This is a genomic window from Chitinophaga arvensicola, assembly GCF_900110835.1.
Classification (GTDB): Bacteria; Bacteroidota; Bacteroidia; order Chitinophagales; family Chitinophagaceae; genus Chitinophaga; species Chitinophaga arvensicola.
Genome location: NZ_FOJG01000001.1, coordinates 2,917,555 through 2,932,914 on the forward strand (window position 1 = coordinate 2,917,555; position 15,360 = coordinate 2,932,914).

Annotated in this window: 15 protein-coding genes and 1 tRNA gene; 9 read left to right on the forward strand and 7 right to left on the reverse strand. The window is 45.3% G+C overall.

What is annotated here, in order from left to right:
- Nucleotides 1–35: 35 nt before the first annotated feature.
- Both BMW79_RS12095 and BMW79_RS12100 read left to right on the forward strand, forming a co-directional pair.
- Nucleotides 36–779 carry a helix-turn-helix domain-containing protein gene (locus tag BMW79_RS12095; RefSeq protein WP_089895023.1) on the forward strand — a complete coding sequence of 248 codons (744 nt, stop codon included), beginning with the start codon at nucleotides 36–38 and terminating at the stop codon, nucleotides 777–779.
- Between the two features lie 10 nt (nucleotides 780–789).
- Nucleotides 790–2,055, forward strand: coding sequence for an FAD-dependent oxidoreductase (locus BMW79_RS12100; protein WP_089895025.1), 1,266 nt, complete (start codon nucleotides 790–792; stop codon nucleotides 2,053–2,055).
- Nucleotides 2,056–2,066: 11 nt separating this feature from the next.
- Here the strand turns inward: BMW79_RS12100 and BMW79_RS12105 are convergent, their stop codons facing one another.
- Complete coding sequence (locus BMW79_RS12105) at nucleotides 2,067–3,068, reverse strand: helix-turn-helix domain-containing protein (RefSeq protein WP_317042881.1); 1,002 nt, start codon at nucleotides 3,066–3,068, stop codon at nucleotides 2,067–2,069.
- Between the two features lie 62 nt (nucleotides 3,069–3,130).
- Here BMW79_RS12105 and BMW79_RS12110 point away from each other — a divergent pair, with 62 nt between their 5' ends.
- From BMW79_RS12110 to BMW79_RS12130, 5 genes are all read left to right on the forward strand, one after another.
- Nucleotides 3,131–4,114 (forward strand): aldo/keto reductase, encoded by a 984-nt coding sequence (locus BMW79_RS12110; RefSeq protein ID WP_089895027.1) that lies wholly within the window; start codon nucleotides 3,131–3,133, stop codon nucleotides 4,112–4,114.
- A gap of 39 nt (nucleotides 4,115–4,153) precedes the next feature.
- On the forward strand, nucleotides 4,154–4,639 hold the full coding sequence (locus BMW79_RS12115; protein WP_089895029.1) for a nuclear transport factor 2 family protein: 486 nt from the start codon (nucleotides 4,154–4,156) through the stop codon (nucleotides 4,637–4,639).
- A gap of 259 nt (nucleotides 4,640–4,898) precedes the next feature.
- Nucleotides 4,899–5,732: an alpha/beta hydrolase gene (locus tag BMW79_RS12120; RefSeq protein ID WP_218150304.1), complete on the forward strand. Its 834-nt coding sequence runs from the start codon at nucleotides 4,899–4,901 to the stop codon at nucleotides 5,730–5,732.
- 48 nt (nucleotides 5,733–5,780) lie between these two features.
- Complete coding sequence (locus tag BMW79_RS12125; RefSeq protein ID WP_089895031.1) at nucleotides 5,781–7,442, forward strand: alpha/beta fold hydrolase; 1,662 nt, start codon at nucleotides 5,781–5,783, stop codon at nucleotides 7,440–7,442.
- A gap of 5 nt (nucleotides 7,443–7,447) precedes the next feature.
- Nucleotides 7,448–7,939 carry a cupin domain-containing protein gene (locus BMW79_RS12130; protein ID WP_245752468.1) on the forward strand — a complete coding sequence of 164 codons (492 nt, stop codon included), beginning with the start codon at nucleotides 7,448–7,450 and terminating at the stop codon, nucleotides 7,937–7,939.
- 28 nt (nucleotides 7,940–7,967) lie between these two features.
- Here BMW79_RS12130 and BMW79_RS12135 read toward each other — a convergent pair whose 3' ends face one another.
- The 4 genes from BMW79_RS12135 to BMW79_RS12150 form a co-directional block, all read right to left on the reverse strand.
- On the reverse strand, nucleotides 7,968–8,465 hold the full coding sequence (locus BMW79_RS12135) for a hypothetical protein (RefSeq protein ID WP_089895033.1): 498 nt from the start codon (nucleotides 8,463–8,465) through the stop codon (nucleotides 7,968–7,970).
- Nucleotides 8,466–8,862: 397 nt separating this feature from the next.
- Nucleotides 8,863–8,946, reverse strand: a tRNA-Leu gene (locus BMW79_RS12140).
- Nucleotides 8,947–9,026: 80 nt separating this feature from the next.
- Nucleotides 9,027–9,614, reverse strand: a complete 588-nt coding sequence (locus tag BMW79_RS12145; RefSeq protein ID WP_089895036.1) for a hypothetical protein — start codon at nucleotides 9,612–9,614, stop codon at nucleotides 9,027–9,029.
- Between the two features lie 20 nt (nucleotides 9,615–9,634).
- On the reverse strand, nucleotides 9,635–10,582 hold the full coding sequence (locus tag BMW79_RS12150) for a DUF5996 family protein (protein WP_089895038.1): 948 nt from the start codon (nucleotides 10,580–10,582) through the stop codon (nucleotides 9,635–9,637).
- 98 nt (nucleotides 10,583–10,680) lie between these two features.
- Between BMW79_RS12150 and BMW79_RS12155 the strand changes: the two genes are divergently transcribed.
- Together BMW79_RS12155 and BMW79_RS12160 are read left to right on the forward strand one after the other, a co-directional pair.
- On the forward strand, nucleotides 10,681–11,463 hold the full coding sequence (locus tag BMW79_RS12155; RefSeq protein ID WP_089895040.1) for a helix-turn-helix domain-containing protein: 783 nt from the start codon (nucleotides 10,681–10,683) through the stop codon (nucleotides 11,461–11,463).
- Nucleotides 11,464–11,547: 84 nt separating this feature from the next.
- Nucleotides 11,548–12,117 (forward strand): dihydrofolate reductase family protein, encoded by a 570-nt coding sequence (locus tag BMW79_RS12160; protein ID WP_089895042.1) that lies wholly within the window; start codon nucleotides 11,548–11,550, stop codon nucleotides 12,115–12,117.
- A 49-nt stretch (nucleotides 12,118–12,166) separates the two neighbouring features.
- On the opposite strand, the gene BMW79_RS12165 is transcribed toward BMW79_RS12160, so the two are convergent.
- Together BMW79_RS12165 and BMW79_RS12170 are read right to left on the reverse strand one after the other, a co-directional pair.
- The gene (locus BMW79_RS12165; RefSeq protein ID WP_089895044.1) at nucleotides 12,167–14,551 is read right to left on the reverse strand and encodes an ABC transporter permease; all 2,385 of its coding nucleotides are present in this window, start codon (nucleotides 14,549–14,551) and stop codon (nucleotides 12,167–12,169) included.
- 136 nt (nucleotides 14,552–14,687) lie between these two features.
- Nucleotides 14,688–15,212, reverse strand: coding sequence for a hypothetical protein (locus BMW79_RS12170; RefSeq protein WP_089895046.1), 525 nt, complete (start codon nucleotides 15,210–15,212; stop codon nucleotides 14,688–14,690).
- Nucleotides 15,213–15,360: the final 148 nt, after the last annotated feature.

Here is a 15,360-nt window from a genome sequence, read left to right on the forward strand (position 1 = left end):
CTGCTTGTTGCTAATTTAGCATCAAAGCTAATTCAATGGAGCTAAAAAGCACACAACCAGCTAAAGGCCTTGCCGATTTTGTTGAAAGCTTTTGGATGATCCGGAATGATGCGACAGGGGAAAAGGAAATTATTGTATTACCCGATGGCCGGTTCGATATTATTTTTTCTGCTGACATCAACGGCTCTTTCCGTGCTACACTCAGAGGGCTGGATACGCATCCTGAACAGACAAGCATTCCGGGGCACAGGGTGATGTTTGCTGTTAGTTTTAAACTACTCGCCGTAGAATATTTACTCGATATTAAAATGGCAGCCGCACTAAACCAGGGACAGCTTTTACCAGATGGCTTTTGGAATATAGGCCCCGCCGATCTTGAAGACTTTGATGCTTTTTGCGCAAAAATTTCCGGTACCATGACTAGCCTGATCAAACCGGGTATCGACAACCGGAAACAGGAATTATTTGCATTGATTTATGCCTCCAATGGTACAATGACTGTAGAGGAATTGTCTGATCGGGTAGCCTGGAGCCGAAGGCAGATCAACCGGTATTTTAATGAACAGTTTGGTATTTCTTTAAAAGCTTATTGCAATATTTTCCGGTTCAAAGCATCTCTACAGCAGATTAAAGAGGGGCGGCTTTTCCCTGAATTGAATTTTGCTGACCAAACCCATTTTATTAAGGAAATCAAAAGGTTTTCCGGGGTAGTCCCGAAAGAATTAGCTAAAAATCAAAACGGCCGATTTATACTATTATCTGACTTGTCGCAGCAATAGCTTTGCGGTCATGAAGATGAAGGATAAAAAGATCGCTATTATAGGCGGTGGCCCTGGAGGCCTGACTTTAGCAAGACTTTTACAGTTAAAGGGCGCCCATGTGAAAGTATATGAGCGGGATATCAATCAGGAGGTGAGGGTGCAGGGCGGCGCATTGGACCTGCATACGGCATCAGGTCTGGCAGCACTGACGAAAGCGGGATTATTGGATGAATTCAAGGCACACTACCGGCCGGAAGCCGGATTGCTGCGGGTGGTGGACGATCAGTTGCAAATCCATCTGGATGAACATCAGGAAGGCAAAAAGGATGATTTTGGAGATAGCAGCCACCGGCCGGAGATTGACCGGGGACCATTAAGACAAATTCTTTTGAATTCACTGGAGCCAGATACGGTTGTGTGGGATAGTCATATGCTGTCGATTGAAAAAATACAGAACACATGGAAGCTGGTTTTTCAAAATGGAAATACGGCTACTGCAGATTTGATTGTTGGTGCAGATGGCGCCAATTCCAGGATCCGGCCCTTTGTTACAGCAATTAAACCTTACTGGACAGGAATTACGATGCTGGAAGGTTCACTGAAAAATAGCGCGAAAACGGCGCCTGTCATCCACGAATTATTAAAGGGGGGAAAGCTATTTGGTTATGGGAAGGAAAAGACACTGATTGTCAGTTCAAAAGGTGATGGGAGTTTTGGCTTTGCAGCCAGTTTTAAATCCAATGAACACTGGGCAAAAGAGAGTGGAATTGATTTTAAAGATCATCGCCAGGTGCTTGCCTGGTTCAAAAAGGAATTTTCAACATGGAGCCCGGTTTGGTGGGAGCTTTTCGAAAGTCCGGACACCATTTTCATTCCGCGACCACAATATTGCATGCCCCTGGATCAGAAATGGGAGACTAAACCAGATATTACGTTATTGGGTGATGCTGCTCATTGGATGCCGCCTTTTGCAGGGGAAGGTGTGAATATGGCGATGCTGGATGCGCTGCAGCTTAGCGAAGCGATTACCAATCCGGCATTTAGTGATTCCAGGCAAGCTATTGCCTGCTATGAAAAACAGATGTTTGCCCGATTCGCCAAAATAGGTCAGGCTACCTTATTTAATACAGAATGGATGCATCAGCGCAATGCTTTGAAGATAATGTTGACCATGTTTAGTAAAAACAAATGCAGGCAGGCTTTATTTCTGTTCCGGTATGCGATTCAGACCAGCGTTGTCCCTTTTTTCCGGAAAATGAGGGGGATGCCGTCCTATCAGAAAGTATTCCGTTAGTTACAGATGACTCAGTTCATCGTCCTGAATTCATTCGGCGTCATGCCAACGCGTTGTTTGAACAGGCGATTGAAATGTTGGGGATATTTGAATCCCAATTCGTATGCTATTTCAGCTACCGTTTTTGTGCTGTCGTATATCTTGTTCTTTGCTATTTCAATGATTTTGTTATGCATTAATTCCTGGGCGCTTGTACCTGTTTCTTTTTTGACCAGGTCGCCAAAATATTTTGCTGAGAAATGAAGTTGCTCCGCAAAATAAGCAACAGATGGAAAGCCAATGGAGTAGGGTTTTTCAGACGCAAAGTAATCGGTCAGCAGTTCATCAAATTTGTCAATTACCCCTTTGTTTACTGTTTCCCTGCTAATAAACTGGCGGTCGTAAAACCGATCGCAATAGTTGAAAAATAATTCAATACTGGATGCAATTACCTTCTTACTGTGTTTGTCGAGGGGCTGTTGTAATTCTGTATCTATCTTTGAAAAAAGATCCAGCACCAGCTGTCGCTCTTTTGTAGACAGGTGAAGCGCCTCGTTTGAATGGTAGTTGAAGAAATTATGCTCTCCGATAGCCTTCCCCAAACTTGTTCCCAGCAGCATGTCAGGATGAAATACGAGTCCATGGCCTATGGGCTGATAAGCATCTGTTTTGTTTTCTACGTCAATCATTTGCCCCGGGGAGATGAATACAAGTGTGCCTTCCTGGTAGTCGTAGTATTGACGGCCATATTTCAGATCTCCACATTTCACATCTTTTAAAAAAATGCAGTACAAGTCAAAATACATCTTTGACCCGGTACGCTTTTTTGCTTTTGAAAAATCCAATATGCTGACCAATGGATGATGTGTTTCATGATTATTGAACACATTGTATTCAGCGATTGTTTTGAAGTGAAATACTCTTTCCATAAACTGCTGTTTGCTGCTGCGAAAATAGGTATAATTCGGCGCCTGTATGTTGTCATAACGGGCAATCAGGAATATTGGTAGTAAAAGCAGGAATATATCTACCAATACCGGTTTTTTAAGATCGGATATTTGTGGGAATTAAATCATTAACCTGTAAACGATCATACATGAAAAAAAGATTATTGGGAACCGGCGGATTAGAAGTATCCGCATTAGGTTTGGGATGTATGGGTTTGAGTTTTGGTTATGGCCCGGCCACCAATAATATGGAGGCTATCAGGTTGATTCAAACCGCTTTCGACGATGGCGTAACTTTTTTTGATACTGCGGAGGCATACGGACCTTTTGCAAACGAAGCGTTGCTGGGGGAGGCGCTCGCTCCATTCCGCCACCAGGTAGTAATAGCTACCAAATTTGGATTTAAGAATGGGGATGCTACCGCAGGCCTGGATAGCCGTCCTGAGCGCATCAGGCAGGTAGCCGAAGAGTCGTTGAAACGTTTGCGTACAGACCATATAGACCTGTTTTATCAGCATCGTGTAGATCCTGCTGTACCGATGGAAGATGTAGCCGGTACGGTGAAAGATTTGATTGCAGAAGGGAAGGTAAAGCATTTTGGCTTGTCTGAAGCGGGCGTTGCTTCCATCCGGAAGGCACATGCAGTACAGCCGGTAGCCGCACTTCAGAGCGAGTATTCGTTGTGGTGGCGTGAACCGGAAAATGATATACTGCCAGTACTGGAAGAACTCGGAATAGGATTTGTGCCATTCAGCCCGCTGGGCAAGGGTTTTCTCACCGGCAAAATTGATGCGCACACTTCTTTTGATAAAACGGACTTCAGGAATAAGGTGCCACGTTTTTCGGAAGAAAACAGGAAGGCAAACCAATCGCTGGTAGACCTTATCGGGAAAATTGCGGCCGATAAAGCAGCTACACCTGCGCAGATAGCGTTGGCGTGGCTACTCGCTCAAAAACCCTGGATCGTTCCTATTCCCGGCACTACCAAGTTGCACCGACTGAAAGAAAACCTGGGTAGCGTTGATCTGGATCTGACTGTTGATGAATTGAACCGGATTCATACTGCTGTTTCAGCCATAAAAGTCCAGGGGGACCGCTATCCGGCTGATTTGCAACAAAGGGTAGGGCGGTAAAACATCTTCCAGGTATATAAATTCACCAACTGAATATTTATGGTAAAAGCGATTATGGGATTATTCATCCTCATCTCCGGTGTGCAACTGTGCCATGCACAAACCACCACTTCTACATATACAAAAGCAGAACAGGACATCTTTGATCTTTCTAAAAAGAAGTGGGATTGGATGGCAGTTAAAAATATCGATTCTTTAGGTGTACTGTTTGACGATAAATCTGTATTTGTTCATATGGGAGGAAGTTGGGGGAAGGCACAGGAACTCAATGTTATAAAAAGCGGCAATATCTGGTATAAGAAAACCAGTGTTTATTCCGTGTCCGTGAATTTTTTCGCTAATACCGCCATCTTATTGAACGATATTGACCTGGTGGCAGTCGTTGGTGGCAATGAGGTTGTGAATCCTTTTATGGTGACCGAAGTGTACGTAAAGGAAAATGACAGGTGGAAGATGGGGTCACTTACTTTTTCAAAACTTCTCAGACCTGTTAGAACGACCGATCAGATCCCGCAACAAAAATAATTAGATATAAACATCATGCCTATAAAATCTGTACGCTTTCTGCTAACTGTCGCATTAATTACACTGGCCGGAACAGCCGTCAGGGCGCAAAAGCCCCTGGTGATTGCTGCGCAGGGTAGCTTTTCCGTTGGTGGTATCCGTATTACACAACCCGGTAATTTTGATTTGAGTAACGCTTTAAAGCCCGATGGACAGACCTTTCACGGTGATCATGTATATGCTTTTTACCAGGTGCCGGTGAAAGCCCATCGGTATCCACTTGTTTTTTTACACGGTGCAGGACAGTCCAAAAGAACCTGGGAAACTACACCCGACGGAAGGGAAGGTTTTCAGAACATTTTTTTTAAGGCGTGGCTTTGGTGTTTATTTACTGGATCAGCCCCGGCGTGGCGAAGCTGGTAAAAGCACAGTTGCTGCAACGATTACACCTACTGCCGATGAGCAGTTCTGGTTTACGCAATTCAGGATAGGCAATTATCCGGCCTATTTTTCGGGTGTGCAATTCCCAAAGGATACTGCTTCCCTGGAACAGTTCTATCGGCAAATGACACCTAATACCGGTGCTTTTGATGCCGGCGTCGTTTCAGATGCTGTTGCCGCTTTATTTAATAAAATCGGAGACGGTACGCTGGTCACCCATTCGCAGGCCGGTGGTCCTGGATGGCTAACGGCTATCAAAAATGAAAAGGTGAAAGCTATTGTTGCCTACGAGCCGTACAGTGGTTTCGTTTTTCCGAAAGGAGAATTGCCGCCACCTGTTACCTCTAGCGGTCTTTTTGGCGAGTTAAAGGGAATTGAAATTTCGTCTGAAGATTTCAATAAGCTAACCAGGATACCGATCGTAATTTACTACGGAGATAACATTGCAGCAACACCCACTACTGTGTGGAATAAAGATCACTGGCGTTCGGGGCTTGAAATGGCGAAGATCTGGGCTGCCACTGTTAACAAACATGGCGGTGACGCCAGGGTAGTACATTTTCCGGAGATAGGGATAAAAGGAAATACGCATTTCCCGTTTGCTGATTTGAATAACGTGCAGATAGCAGATGTTTTGTCGGCATGGCTGCACGAAAAAGGACTGGATAAGTAGTATCCCGGTTTGATAAACTGATTGTATAAACTAATTTGATAAAGAGATATGAGGATGAAAATATTTGAGAAGAAGATCATAACTATGTTGTTGGTACTTATTTCCGGGCATTGCGCGACGGTTTACGGACAGGAGAAAGTACTTGACGCAAGGCAGGAAAGTATAGTATTTATTGCATCGCAGATGGCACTGGGAGAACAGGAAGTGGTAAAAACTGCTGTTGTGCAGGGATTGGATGCTGGTTTAAGTGTAAATGAAATAAAGGAGGTAATGATTCAATTGTATGCCTATGCCGGATTCCCCAGAAGCTTGAATGCTATTGCTACACTGGAAAATATCATTAAAGAACGTAAGTCCAAAGGAATAAATGATCGTGAAGGAAAGGCCGCATCCGCAGTGGTGTTTGACTCATCAAAGTTTCAATATGGCAAAGATGTACAGACGAAGTTGACTGGTAGCACTGCCACAGGCGCGCCCCAGCGGTTTGCTCCTGTTATAGATACATTTTTAAAGGAGCATTTATTTGCAGATGTGTTCAGCAGGGACGTGCTGGATTATCAGACCCGGGAGATCGCTACCATTGCTGCACTGGCCAGTATGACCGGAGTGGAGGGACAATTGAGGTCCCACCTGAACGTTGGGAAAAATGTAGGGCTAACGGAGGCGCAACTACGTCGGATTGCTTTTTTGATTGCTGTAAAGGTGGGTTGGCAGCAAGGGAATGCGGTGACGGGAAACCTGGATAGTATGTTTAAAAGCGGAGGTACGCGTTTAATGGCGACAGTAAACGGGGTCACTGTAGAAAAGGTTACTTTTCCTAACCGGAAGATTGCGATAGTGGCTAACGTGTTTTATCCGGCGGGTTTTGAGAAGGGGAGAAAGTATCCGGCTATATTGATCGGTCATCCGGCAGGTGGTGTGAAAGAGCAAACAGCTGGTATTTATGCGCAGCAGTTGTCAGAAAAGGGATTTATAACGCTGGCATTCGATGCTTCCTATCAGGGAGAAAGTGGTGGAGAACCAAGATTTTTGGAAGATCCGGCCATTCGTGTGGAAGACTTCCGCGCAGCAACAGACTACCTGAGTATCCATACATCAGTTGATCCGGAACGTATAGGCGTGCTTGGTATTTGCGCCGGTGGCGGATTTGCCATTAAAGCCGCTGAAACAGAACATCGTCTGAAAGCGGTAGCCACTGTAAGTATGGTTGATCTGGGGCAGCTTCGCCGCGAAGGGTTAGCTGGTGTACTGAAGCCACAGATGCAGCAACGGCTGGATGCCGTAGCCCAACAACGTACCAGGGAAGCCAACGGCGAGCCAATCAGGTATGTGAACTATGTGTTTAATACACCGGACGAAATACCGGCAGGTGCAACAGGTATGTATAAAGAAGGCTACGACTATTACAGAACACCCCGGGGACAACATCCCAATTCTCAGAATAAATATGTGTTTACCAGTCTGGATAAGCTGATGAACTTCACGGCATTGGATCACGTGGAGATGATTGCTCCCCGTCCTTTGCTGCTGATTGCAGGTAAAAATGCGGATTCACGTTATTTTAGTGATAAGGCTTACGCCAGTGCAGGAGGACCGAAAGAACTCTTTGAGGTTACAGGCGCATCACATATTGATTTGTATGACAGACCGGCATATGTATCTCAGGCAGTTGCAAGATTGAGCGAATTCTTTAACAAACATTTGAAATAAGGAAGATGATGTTTAAAATAGCCTTTTCATTTTTAATGACACCTTGCCTGTGCATTGGTATCTGCCATGGACAAAGTAAGAAGCCCGCTGCTGGGAGTCAGAATAGTGAAGGCGTGTTCCCCAAAGGCGCCAAAATTACCAATAGTAATTTTACGGGTACTGTTTACTTATACCCGATGATTGCCGCAGATAGTATAAACGCTACCGATGTAGGCAATGTAACTTTTGAAGCAGGTGCGAGATCCAGATGGCACCTGCATCCGGGTGGGCAGATCCTGTTGGTAACCGGAGGTAAAGGATACTACCAGGAAAAGGGGCAGCGCAAGGTGATATTGCGTAAAGGTGATTATATAAAGTGTCCGCCAAATGTTGCACACTGGCACGGTGCCAGTGCTGATAGTGCTTTCAGCCAGGTGGCCGTTACAGGGCGGGAGAAAGGGCCAACGGTATGGCTGGAGGCGGTAGAGGACACTGTTTATCTGGCTGGAGAGAGATAAGGCTGATATCTGTAACTACGGCGTTTAGTCATTTCCAGGATTTCGGTTTTAATTTCATCCAGATTAGTCTTAATCTATTCAATCCTTTGTAATGTTGCCAGTTAATGTCAAACTTTTCTTTTTTGTCGGATACCCATGGTGCTATCGCAATTTTGCTATGGAGCATAGGTGGGTCATGTGAAATTTTGTCCTGGTACTCCTTATCATGAAATGACTTTGTATAGTAACGAAAGTCGATTACTGTCACTGTTTTTGTTGCCTTGTAAATATGCAGGTTGATATCGTAAAAATCATCATAAAGGTTTTCCAGGGTTGGCATAAGTTCAGTAAGTGTCACAGGAACTTTCTTGTCATTGACTTTTTTATTCAGCTTTCGTTGTTCATGAAAGCTATCCTGGCTATTTTTAACTTCTGTTAGAATGAATTTGCAATTGTCTGAGATATTATTCCATGTCGAATCCCTTGCCATTTCCAGTAATTTCAGCGTAGCTTTCCCGATATCTGTTTCAAGTGTTGTTAAATTCATGGTTTGGATGATTTTCAGGAGTTAAAAGTACTGTACTACGTATAAAAATCTGATATTTCATTGCTTTCGAATCCTCGGATGATATTGACGTAGTGCTTGACATGATTAAGATTAGGAGAGTGGTATAATTTGGCGGAAATCATTATTAATAACATCCAATCCTTCCGTTAACTTCTTATACACAACGGAAAGAAAACAGGTTGACAAAAAAGCCTTTGACGAAGGAAATGTCCAACAACTTTACGGTATTACCACCAATTTGCTACCGGAAATGAAGCGCTGACATGAACAACAAAACATAGTAGAAAAGAAGGTAATGCTGCTAAGCTAGCCCTATGACAGCATAAAATCTTTCCGAAAATAAAAAAAGGACAAACCTGCGTTTGTCCTTTTTTCGTGCCCAGAACTGGATTCGAACCAGCACACCCTTGCAGGCGCTGCGACCTGAACACAGTGCGTCTACCAATTTCGCCATCTGGGCAACTGATATCGTGTCAGGGGTTGCAAAGATAAGCAGTGAAAACATTTCACCAAATTTTTTTCAGAAAAAATGAAAAAAAGTTAAACGGCAGGATGAAATTTATGGATAGCGGTACATAGTATTTTGAAGTTATTGCTCCATAGCGGAAAGCCTGTCAGGTCGAAATACTCCAGGCTGTTGTCCTGCATCACAAATACCAGGTAGGTGATATAACCACGTTTATTTCCCCGTGGCCGCTCTACAATGAAAGCTGCCTGTATCTCCTGCCAGGAGAAATAGCTATCGTCAATATCAATGCCTGTCTTGTTGATGATCATTGTAATACCCTTATCCCGGATCATATTGATGGAGTATGCTATCGCTATGATAAAAAGTAGTCCGGTTGGTATAGCCATTAACTCTGAAAAAAGGTAATGATGGTAAAAATTGAAGATCAATATGCCTGAACCAGTTACGGTGAGGAGCAGAAAAATGTAGGGCAGCCATTTAAAAAGTGGATGTCTTTCAACGGCTACTTCACCGTTGATATCAGACCGGGCTTCCGCGTAACGCACAATTGGATTGATATTTACCTGACGAAGGAAGTTCCGTTGCAGCCAGGTTCTTCTGCCTTCTTCTGCTGCGGCAACAATCAGGTAAGGATCGCGATGGGTATGGGTAACAGGCATATAGCTAAAGCTACAATAAATTATTTATAACACCCGTAGGCGGTTTCAAAATGCGATAAATCACATTCCAGCGCTTTACGGTCCCAGTGGCCGGTATTGGCGGCTGCTTCGTAGGTCGATTGCATAAACGCCAGCAGCATTTCTTCCGGGTTGTCTGCCTGTTGTACCGCATCATATGGTAGCATAAATTCTCCCATGTCGGTGCTGTAAAAGGCGGCGGCAGGTTGCACCGGCTGGGTGGCAAAATCGGGTGTAACGGGATAGCAATACGCATAAAAAACTGCATGGGGATATTGCTCGCTGCCGGGCCAGAAACCTACAGAGCTTACTTCTTTCGAATAAGCTTCCTGCATAACGGCTGCCGGCAGATTGGGCGCCTGTCCCTGATGTGGTGGAGCATCACGGCCGGAGAAGCGGGTGACGGCCAGATCGAATGCTCCCCAGAAGAAATGTACAGGGCTGCATTTGCCGGTAAACCGCGTGCGGAAACGGGTAAATACATTATGGATCTTCACCAGCGCCTGCCAGAAATCTTCCATTTTTTGCCGGTCGTAGGATTGATGCACTTCATCTTTTTCGAAAGGGATGGCATCCGGAATTTCGCTGGGCGTGGTATAAATAGATACATCAATATCCAGGGCGGCCAGTTTTTCAAACAGTTCCTGGTAGAAGCTGGCTACGGTTCTGGGCCGTAGTTCAACTGTTTCTTTTTTGCCGGTGCTGGCGAAAATGATCAGCTGATGCTGCATGAAATTAAAATCTATCTGGAAGATGCCGTGCTGATAAGGTACGGTACCCGTGCTCAATCCATCTGGTGTTACATAGAGCGTAACATGCCAGGAGTGATTCAGCCAGGGCATTTTGCGGAGGCGGATCTTTCCGGCAATCTGTGTCCACAGATGTACTGTAGCGAGCGTGTCTTTCCAGGCGTCGAACGATATAACGGGCCATTGCGGATTCCTTTGCATAGTGGTAGTATATGTAGTGGATAACAAATGCACGGCGTTAAAGTTCTGGCATTTGGCCTGCCGGCTTTTTTCCTTAAATTAGGGTATATTTTCCGGGAATGAAAGTACAAACGTTTACGCCTCCACCTGCTATTGCAGATTATGTGAGCAGTATCGTGGTGCTGGAGAATAACAGTATGTTCTATGAGGCAGTGCTGCCACTGATAGCAAACGGTTATCCCAGCATCACTTTCCAGCTGACAGATCCGGCGCGCATTTTAAGCGCAGGCAGGAGGAGCGAACAACTGGTCCTCTACGGCCAGAACACCCGTCCCATTCAGCTTTACACTGCCGGTGAAATTACGGTGATCGCGTATTTCCTGTATCCGTATATGTTGCAGCCGCTGTTCGGCTATCCTGCCAAAGAACTGGCCGACCGGAGTATAGACCTGAGCTATTCGCCACTTGCAAAAGAAATGAACCTGAAGGAGCAATTGCTGAATGCCCCTTCCCTGGATCAGCGGCTACAGGCCATGAACCAGTACATATCCCGGCTGAATAAACGGGAGGTAAACGGGCGTATTTCCTTTGCTACCCGTTTAATTCAGCAAGGCAACGGGGCTTCTTTGCTGATGAACCTCCAGAAAGAATTATACGTGACAGAAAGAACGCTGCAACGCCTGTTTGAAGAACATATCGGGCTTACGCCCAAAATGTACAGCCGTGTCTGCCAGTTCAATGCCGCGTTCCGGCAGTTGAACCAGCATCAGTTTACTGGTATGGCCGGCATCGCGGAGGAATATGGCTATGCTGATCAAAGTCACCTGATCCGCGCTTTCAAAGACTTTACCAATTACACCCCCCTGGAATATCTACAAAAGGCCACCGAATTTCCGGGTTAACCCATTTTGTCGGGTTTCTTCTATACATCAACAAGCAGCTGCTGTTACTTTGTATTCATAAACAAACCCAAAAAACAAAGTAATATGAGAAAGCTGATTATCTCTGAATGGATTACCCTCGATGGTATTTTTGATGCCGAATCAATGGCACAATGGTTTATGCCCTATGACAGTCCTGCAAGACAGGAGCTGATCCGCGATGGTATTCTTTCCTGTGATGCCATCCTCTTTGGCCGTAAAACTTACCAGATGCTGGCGCCCTACTGGTCGCAGTTAAAGAACAATGAAATGGGTATCGCAGATAAGCTGAACAGCGTCCCCAAATATGTGGTATCTGCGACCCTGGAAAAGGCCGACTGGGAAAATACGACTATCATCCGGGAAGACGTGATCAATACCATCCGGCAGCTGAAAGAACAACCCGGGAAGGAAATCCAGGTGGAAGGAAGCGGTGAATTAGTACAATCTTTAATTGCAGCAGACCTGATCGATGAATATCAGCTACTCGTTCATCCGGTAGTGATGGGAAAAGGGAAACGCCTGTTTAAAGAAGGCGATCATCTTCGTGGACTGAAACTCGCCCACACAAAGACATTAGATAACGGGGTAGTAGTACTTACCTATCAGCGGGTATCGGAAGCTATCGAAAAATGAAAAATCAAAAAACGCCAGTGTACATCCGGCGTTTTTTGAAATAAGTAAGCTATTCCGATTTCAGTGATTTTACAGGATTCATCAGCGCAGCTTTGATCGATTGGTAACTGACCGTTACCAGGGCGATGCCCATCGCACCGATACAGGTAACCGCAATGATCCACCAGGATATTTCGGTGCGGTACTCATAGTGTGCTAACCAGTTGCTCATAAAGTAATAAGCGACCGGCACGGCGATCAACAGGGCTATCAGCACCAGCAGCATAAAGTCTTTCGTCATCAGGCGCCAAAGGTTGAATACAGAAGCACCCAGTACTTTCCTGACACCGATTTCTTTTACCCGTTGTTCTGCCATAAAGGAGGCCATACCAAATAATCCGAGGCAGCTGATGAAGATGGCCAGCACGGCAAAGAAACTGGATAGCTTCCCGATACGTTGTTCTGCATCGAATTTATAGCCGTAGGTTTCATCCACAAATTTATAGCTGAAAGGTACGCCTGGATTATACCGTTTAAAGATCTCTTCGATCCGGGGGAGGATTTCAGCCGTTGGTTTCCGGGGATTTAACCTCGCGGTAATCACGTTGCCATTGTCATAGTCCAGCGTAAATACGCTGCGGAATACGGGCTTATAGGGAGATTCCATCACCATATCTTTTACTACGCCAATAACATGGAAGGGCTTACCATCTACTTTTACAATTTCGCCTACCGGGTTTTTAAGTCCCATAAATTTGACGGCAGTTTCGTTGAGGATCATGCCGCTGGAATCTGTGGGGTAGTCTCTCGAAAAATCACGGCCGGACAGGATTTCCCAATGGATGGTTTTCCCGTAGTCATGTGTTATGTTGATGGCGCCGAAATTGCCTTGTGTGCCAGGCAACATACCATTCCAGGTGTAACCATTGTTAATGGCATCGAGTTCTGTAGTAGAGGAGGAGGAATAGGAAGCTTCTGATACCAGGCCGGCATTCAGGAGTTCTGTTCGCAGTACCGGAAAGTCTTGTTTTAGTTTTTGTGTGGTGATGGGGACCGATATCAGGCCTTCCCTGCTGTAAGCGATGGGCCGGCTCTGCGCGTGATGGATTTGCCGGAACACCACGATCGTGCCGATGATGAGGATCACGGATACCGTAAACTGGATCACCACGAGCGCTTTACGCGGGATGGCTGCAAAACGTCCGGCGCGGAAGGTACCTTTCAGTACTTTTACAGGTTGAAAAGAGGAAAGGTATAGTGCAGGGTAGCTGCCGGCTACCAGGCCGGTAAACAGCATTATAACGATGCCTGCCAGCCAGAACAACGGATGTGAAAAAGGAATGCTTAGTTTTTTATCAGCCACTTCGTTGAAAAAGGGGAGGCTCAATTGCACCAGCAGCAAGGCGATGGCGAAGCCAATGGCAGTGAGCAAAAGCGATTCATGGAAAAACTGTGCAATGAGTTGTCCACGGTTGGAGCCCACTGCTTTCCGGATACCTACTTCTTTGGCCCGCTTTTCAGAACGGGCGGTGCTGAGGTTCATAAAATTGATACAGGCCAGCAATAATACAAATACACCGATCACGCCAAACAGCCATACAAATTGAATTCTGCCACCGGTGTTGATCCCGTTTTCCCAGTCGGCATACAGGTGCCATTTACTCATTGGGTGCAGGAATACAACCGGTTTTGAATAGGTCTCATTTGCGCGGATCTTATGCAGTTTTACATCTTTTATTTTAGCCGATACTTTTTCAAGATCGGCATTGTCTGCCAGCTGGGCGTAGGTTTGCGTAAAATTGGCCCGCCACGGGTTTTCCATCTCTTTGATCCAGGGCTGACTGCTCAGGTACAGTTCCCAGGGAGCCATAAAGTTCAGTTTTGCGAAGCTGGAATTTTTAGGGAGATCTTCATACACGCCGGTCACTTTTACATCCAGCCGGTTATCGATTTTCATCAGCTGGTTGATAGGATCGGTATCGCCGAACAATGCCCTGGCCGTGGAAGCAGACAATAAGATAGATCCGGGGTCCTTTAAACCGGCCCGGGTACCCCTGAGCATTTTCAGGGTGATCATCTCCGGAAAATCAGGTTCGTAGAAATTGCCCGTCTGGATAATGGCATTGTCGTTATGAGCGAGTATATGATCGCCCTCCCAGGACGACATCACCACATATTTAAAATCGCTGCCGAATTTATCACGGATTTCGGATCCCAGGAGATAGGGGTTGGAGGTTTGGGTACCTGTTTCACCGTTGTAAGTCTGGTGCTGCATCACCGCTACAATGCGGTTATAGTTGTCATGATGCTTGTCGAAGGTGAGTTCATCGCGGATCCATAAACCGATCAGTAAGGCTACTACCATACCGGTAGCCAGTCCTGCTATATTAATCAGTGAGAAGGATTTGTTTTTCAGCAGATTTCTCCAGGCGACCTTTGCATGACTTTGTAACATGGGCAGGGGAATTTTCCGTGAACTGGCAAGAATGTTGCCATTCCCGTAAAATCCCCTGCAGGCTCTTTTTACATATTTTTATTTTGTGAAGAGTGTCCGGATATGAACATTTTTTTGTCTGAAAACGGACAAGGAATTACCAGTTGTCGTTATTGGTCACCGAAAAAATAGAAGCATAATATTCTTCCGAATAATTACCAATTTGCCGGCTCATTTTATTGGTATACCATTCCGATCCTTTTTTAATTAAAACGGTATTCAGAAATACTTTGTTGAAATCTTTGCCGGTATGAAACACCACGCCACTCAGCGTAACCCGGTACCTGCCATCTTTCCATTCAATAGTAACACCTGCGTCAAATGGGTTATCCAGCAGGGAGTAGGTATTCATCGGATTATGACCGGCCTTCCTGTAATTGATATTACTATTGCGTATACGGCCGGTCAGCAGGTTACCTTCCGTCCTGATATCCACAATCCCCTGTATCTTGGGAATCTCTCTTTTCAGCATGGCGCCTATCTGGTCGGCAGTAAGACTATCAACATGGTAGATGTTTTCAAAAAGCAGTTCGCCCTTATCCAACTTATAATACTTATACGGTGAGTTTTGAGCTACAACAAAAGCAGGCATAAAAATGAGCAACAACAGCAATTTTCTCATGGTGGATTTTTGCTGATTGGAGCAAATGTTATTCCAGTTTCAGCGGAGTAGTCAGACGGAAAGCAGTTTTTATCTACCAATAACCATTTTAAAAGATAAAAGAATACAGTTAACAGAGGGGGGCGTCATTCATCATACGACGGCTGTT

What these genes read in the sequence shown, in the direction of transcription:
- BMW79_RS12095 (WP_089895023.1), top strand. Translation starts at nt 36, where the DNA reads ATGGAGCTAAAAAGCACACAACCAGCTAAAGGCCTTGCCGATTTTGTT.
- BMW79_RS12100 (WP_089895025.1), top strand. Translation starts at nt 790, where the DNA reads ATGAAGATGAAGGATAAAAAGATCGCTATTATAGGCGGTGGCCCTGGA.
- BMW79_RS12110 (WP_089895027.1), top strand. Translation starts at nt 3,131, where the DNA reads ATGAAAAAAAGATTATTGGGAACCGGCGGATTAGAAGTATCCGCATTA.
- BMW79_RS12115 (WP_089895029.1), top strand. Translation starts at nt 4,154, where the DNA reads ATGGTAAAAGCGATTATGGGATTATTCATCCTCATCTCCGGTGTGCAA.
- BMW79_RS12125 (WP_089895031.1), top strand. Translation starts at nt 5,781, where the DNA reads ATGAGGATGAAAATATTTGAGAAGAAGATCATAACTATGTTGTTGGTA.
- BMW79_RS12130 (WP_245752468.1), top strand. Translation starts at nt 7,448, where the DNA reads ATGATGTTTAAAATAGCCTTTTCATTTTTAATGACACCTTGCCTGTGC.
- BMW79_RS12135 (WP_089895033.1), bottom strand. Translation starts at nt 8,465, where the DNA reads ATGAATTTAACAACACTTGAAACAGATATCGGGAAAGCTACGCTGAAA.
- BMW79_RS12145 (WP_089895036.1), bottom strand. Translation starts at nt 9,614, where the DNA reads ATGCCTGTTACCCATACCCATCGCGATCCTTACCTGATTGTTGCCGCA.
- BMW79_RS12150 (WP_089895038.1), bottom strand. Translation starts at nt 10,582, where the DNA reads ATGCAAAGGAATCCGCAATGGCCCGTTATATCGTTCGACGCCTGGAAA.
- BMW79_RS12155 (WP_089895040.1), top strand. Translation starts at nt 10,681, where the DNA reads ATGAAAGTACAAACGTTTACGCCTCCACCTGCTATTGCAGATTATGTG.
- BMW79_RS12160 (WP_089895042.1), top strand. Translation starts at nt 11,548, where the DNA reads ATGAGAAAGCTGATTATCTCTGAATGGATTACCCTCGATGGTATTTTT.
- BMW79_RS12165 (WP_089895044.1), bottom strand. Translation starts at nt 14,551, where the DNA reads ATGTTACAAAGTCATGCAAAGGTCGCCTGGAGAAATCTGCTGAAAAAC.
- BMW79_RS12170 (WP_089895046.1), bottom strand. Translation starts at nt 15,212, where the DNA reads ATGAGAAAATTGCTGTTGTTGCTCATTTTTATGCCTGCTTTTGTTGTA.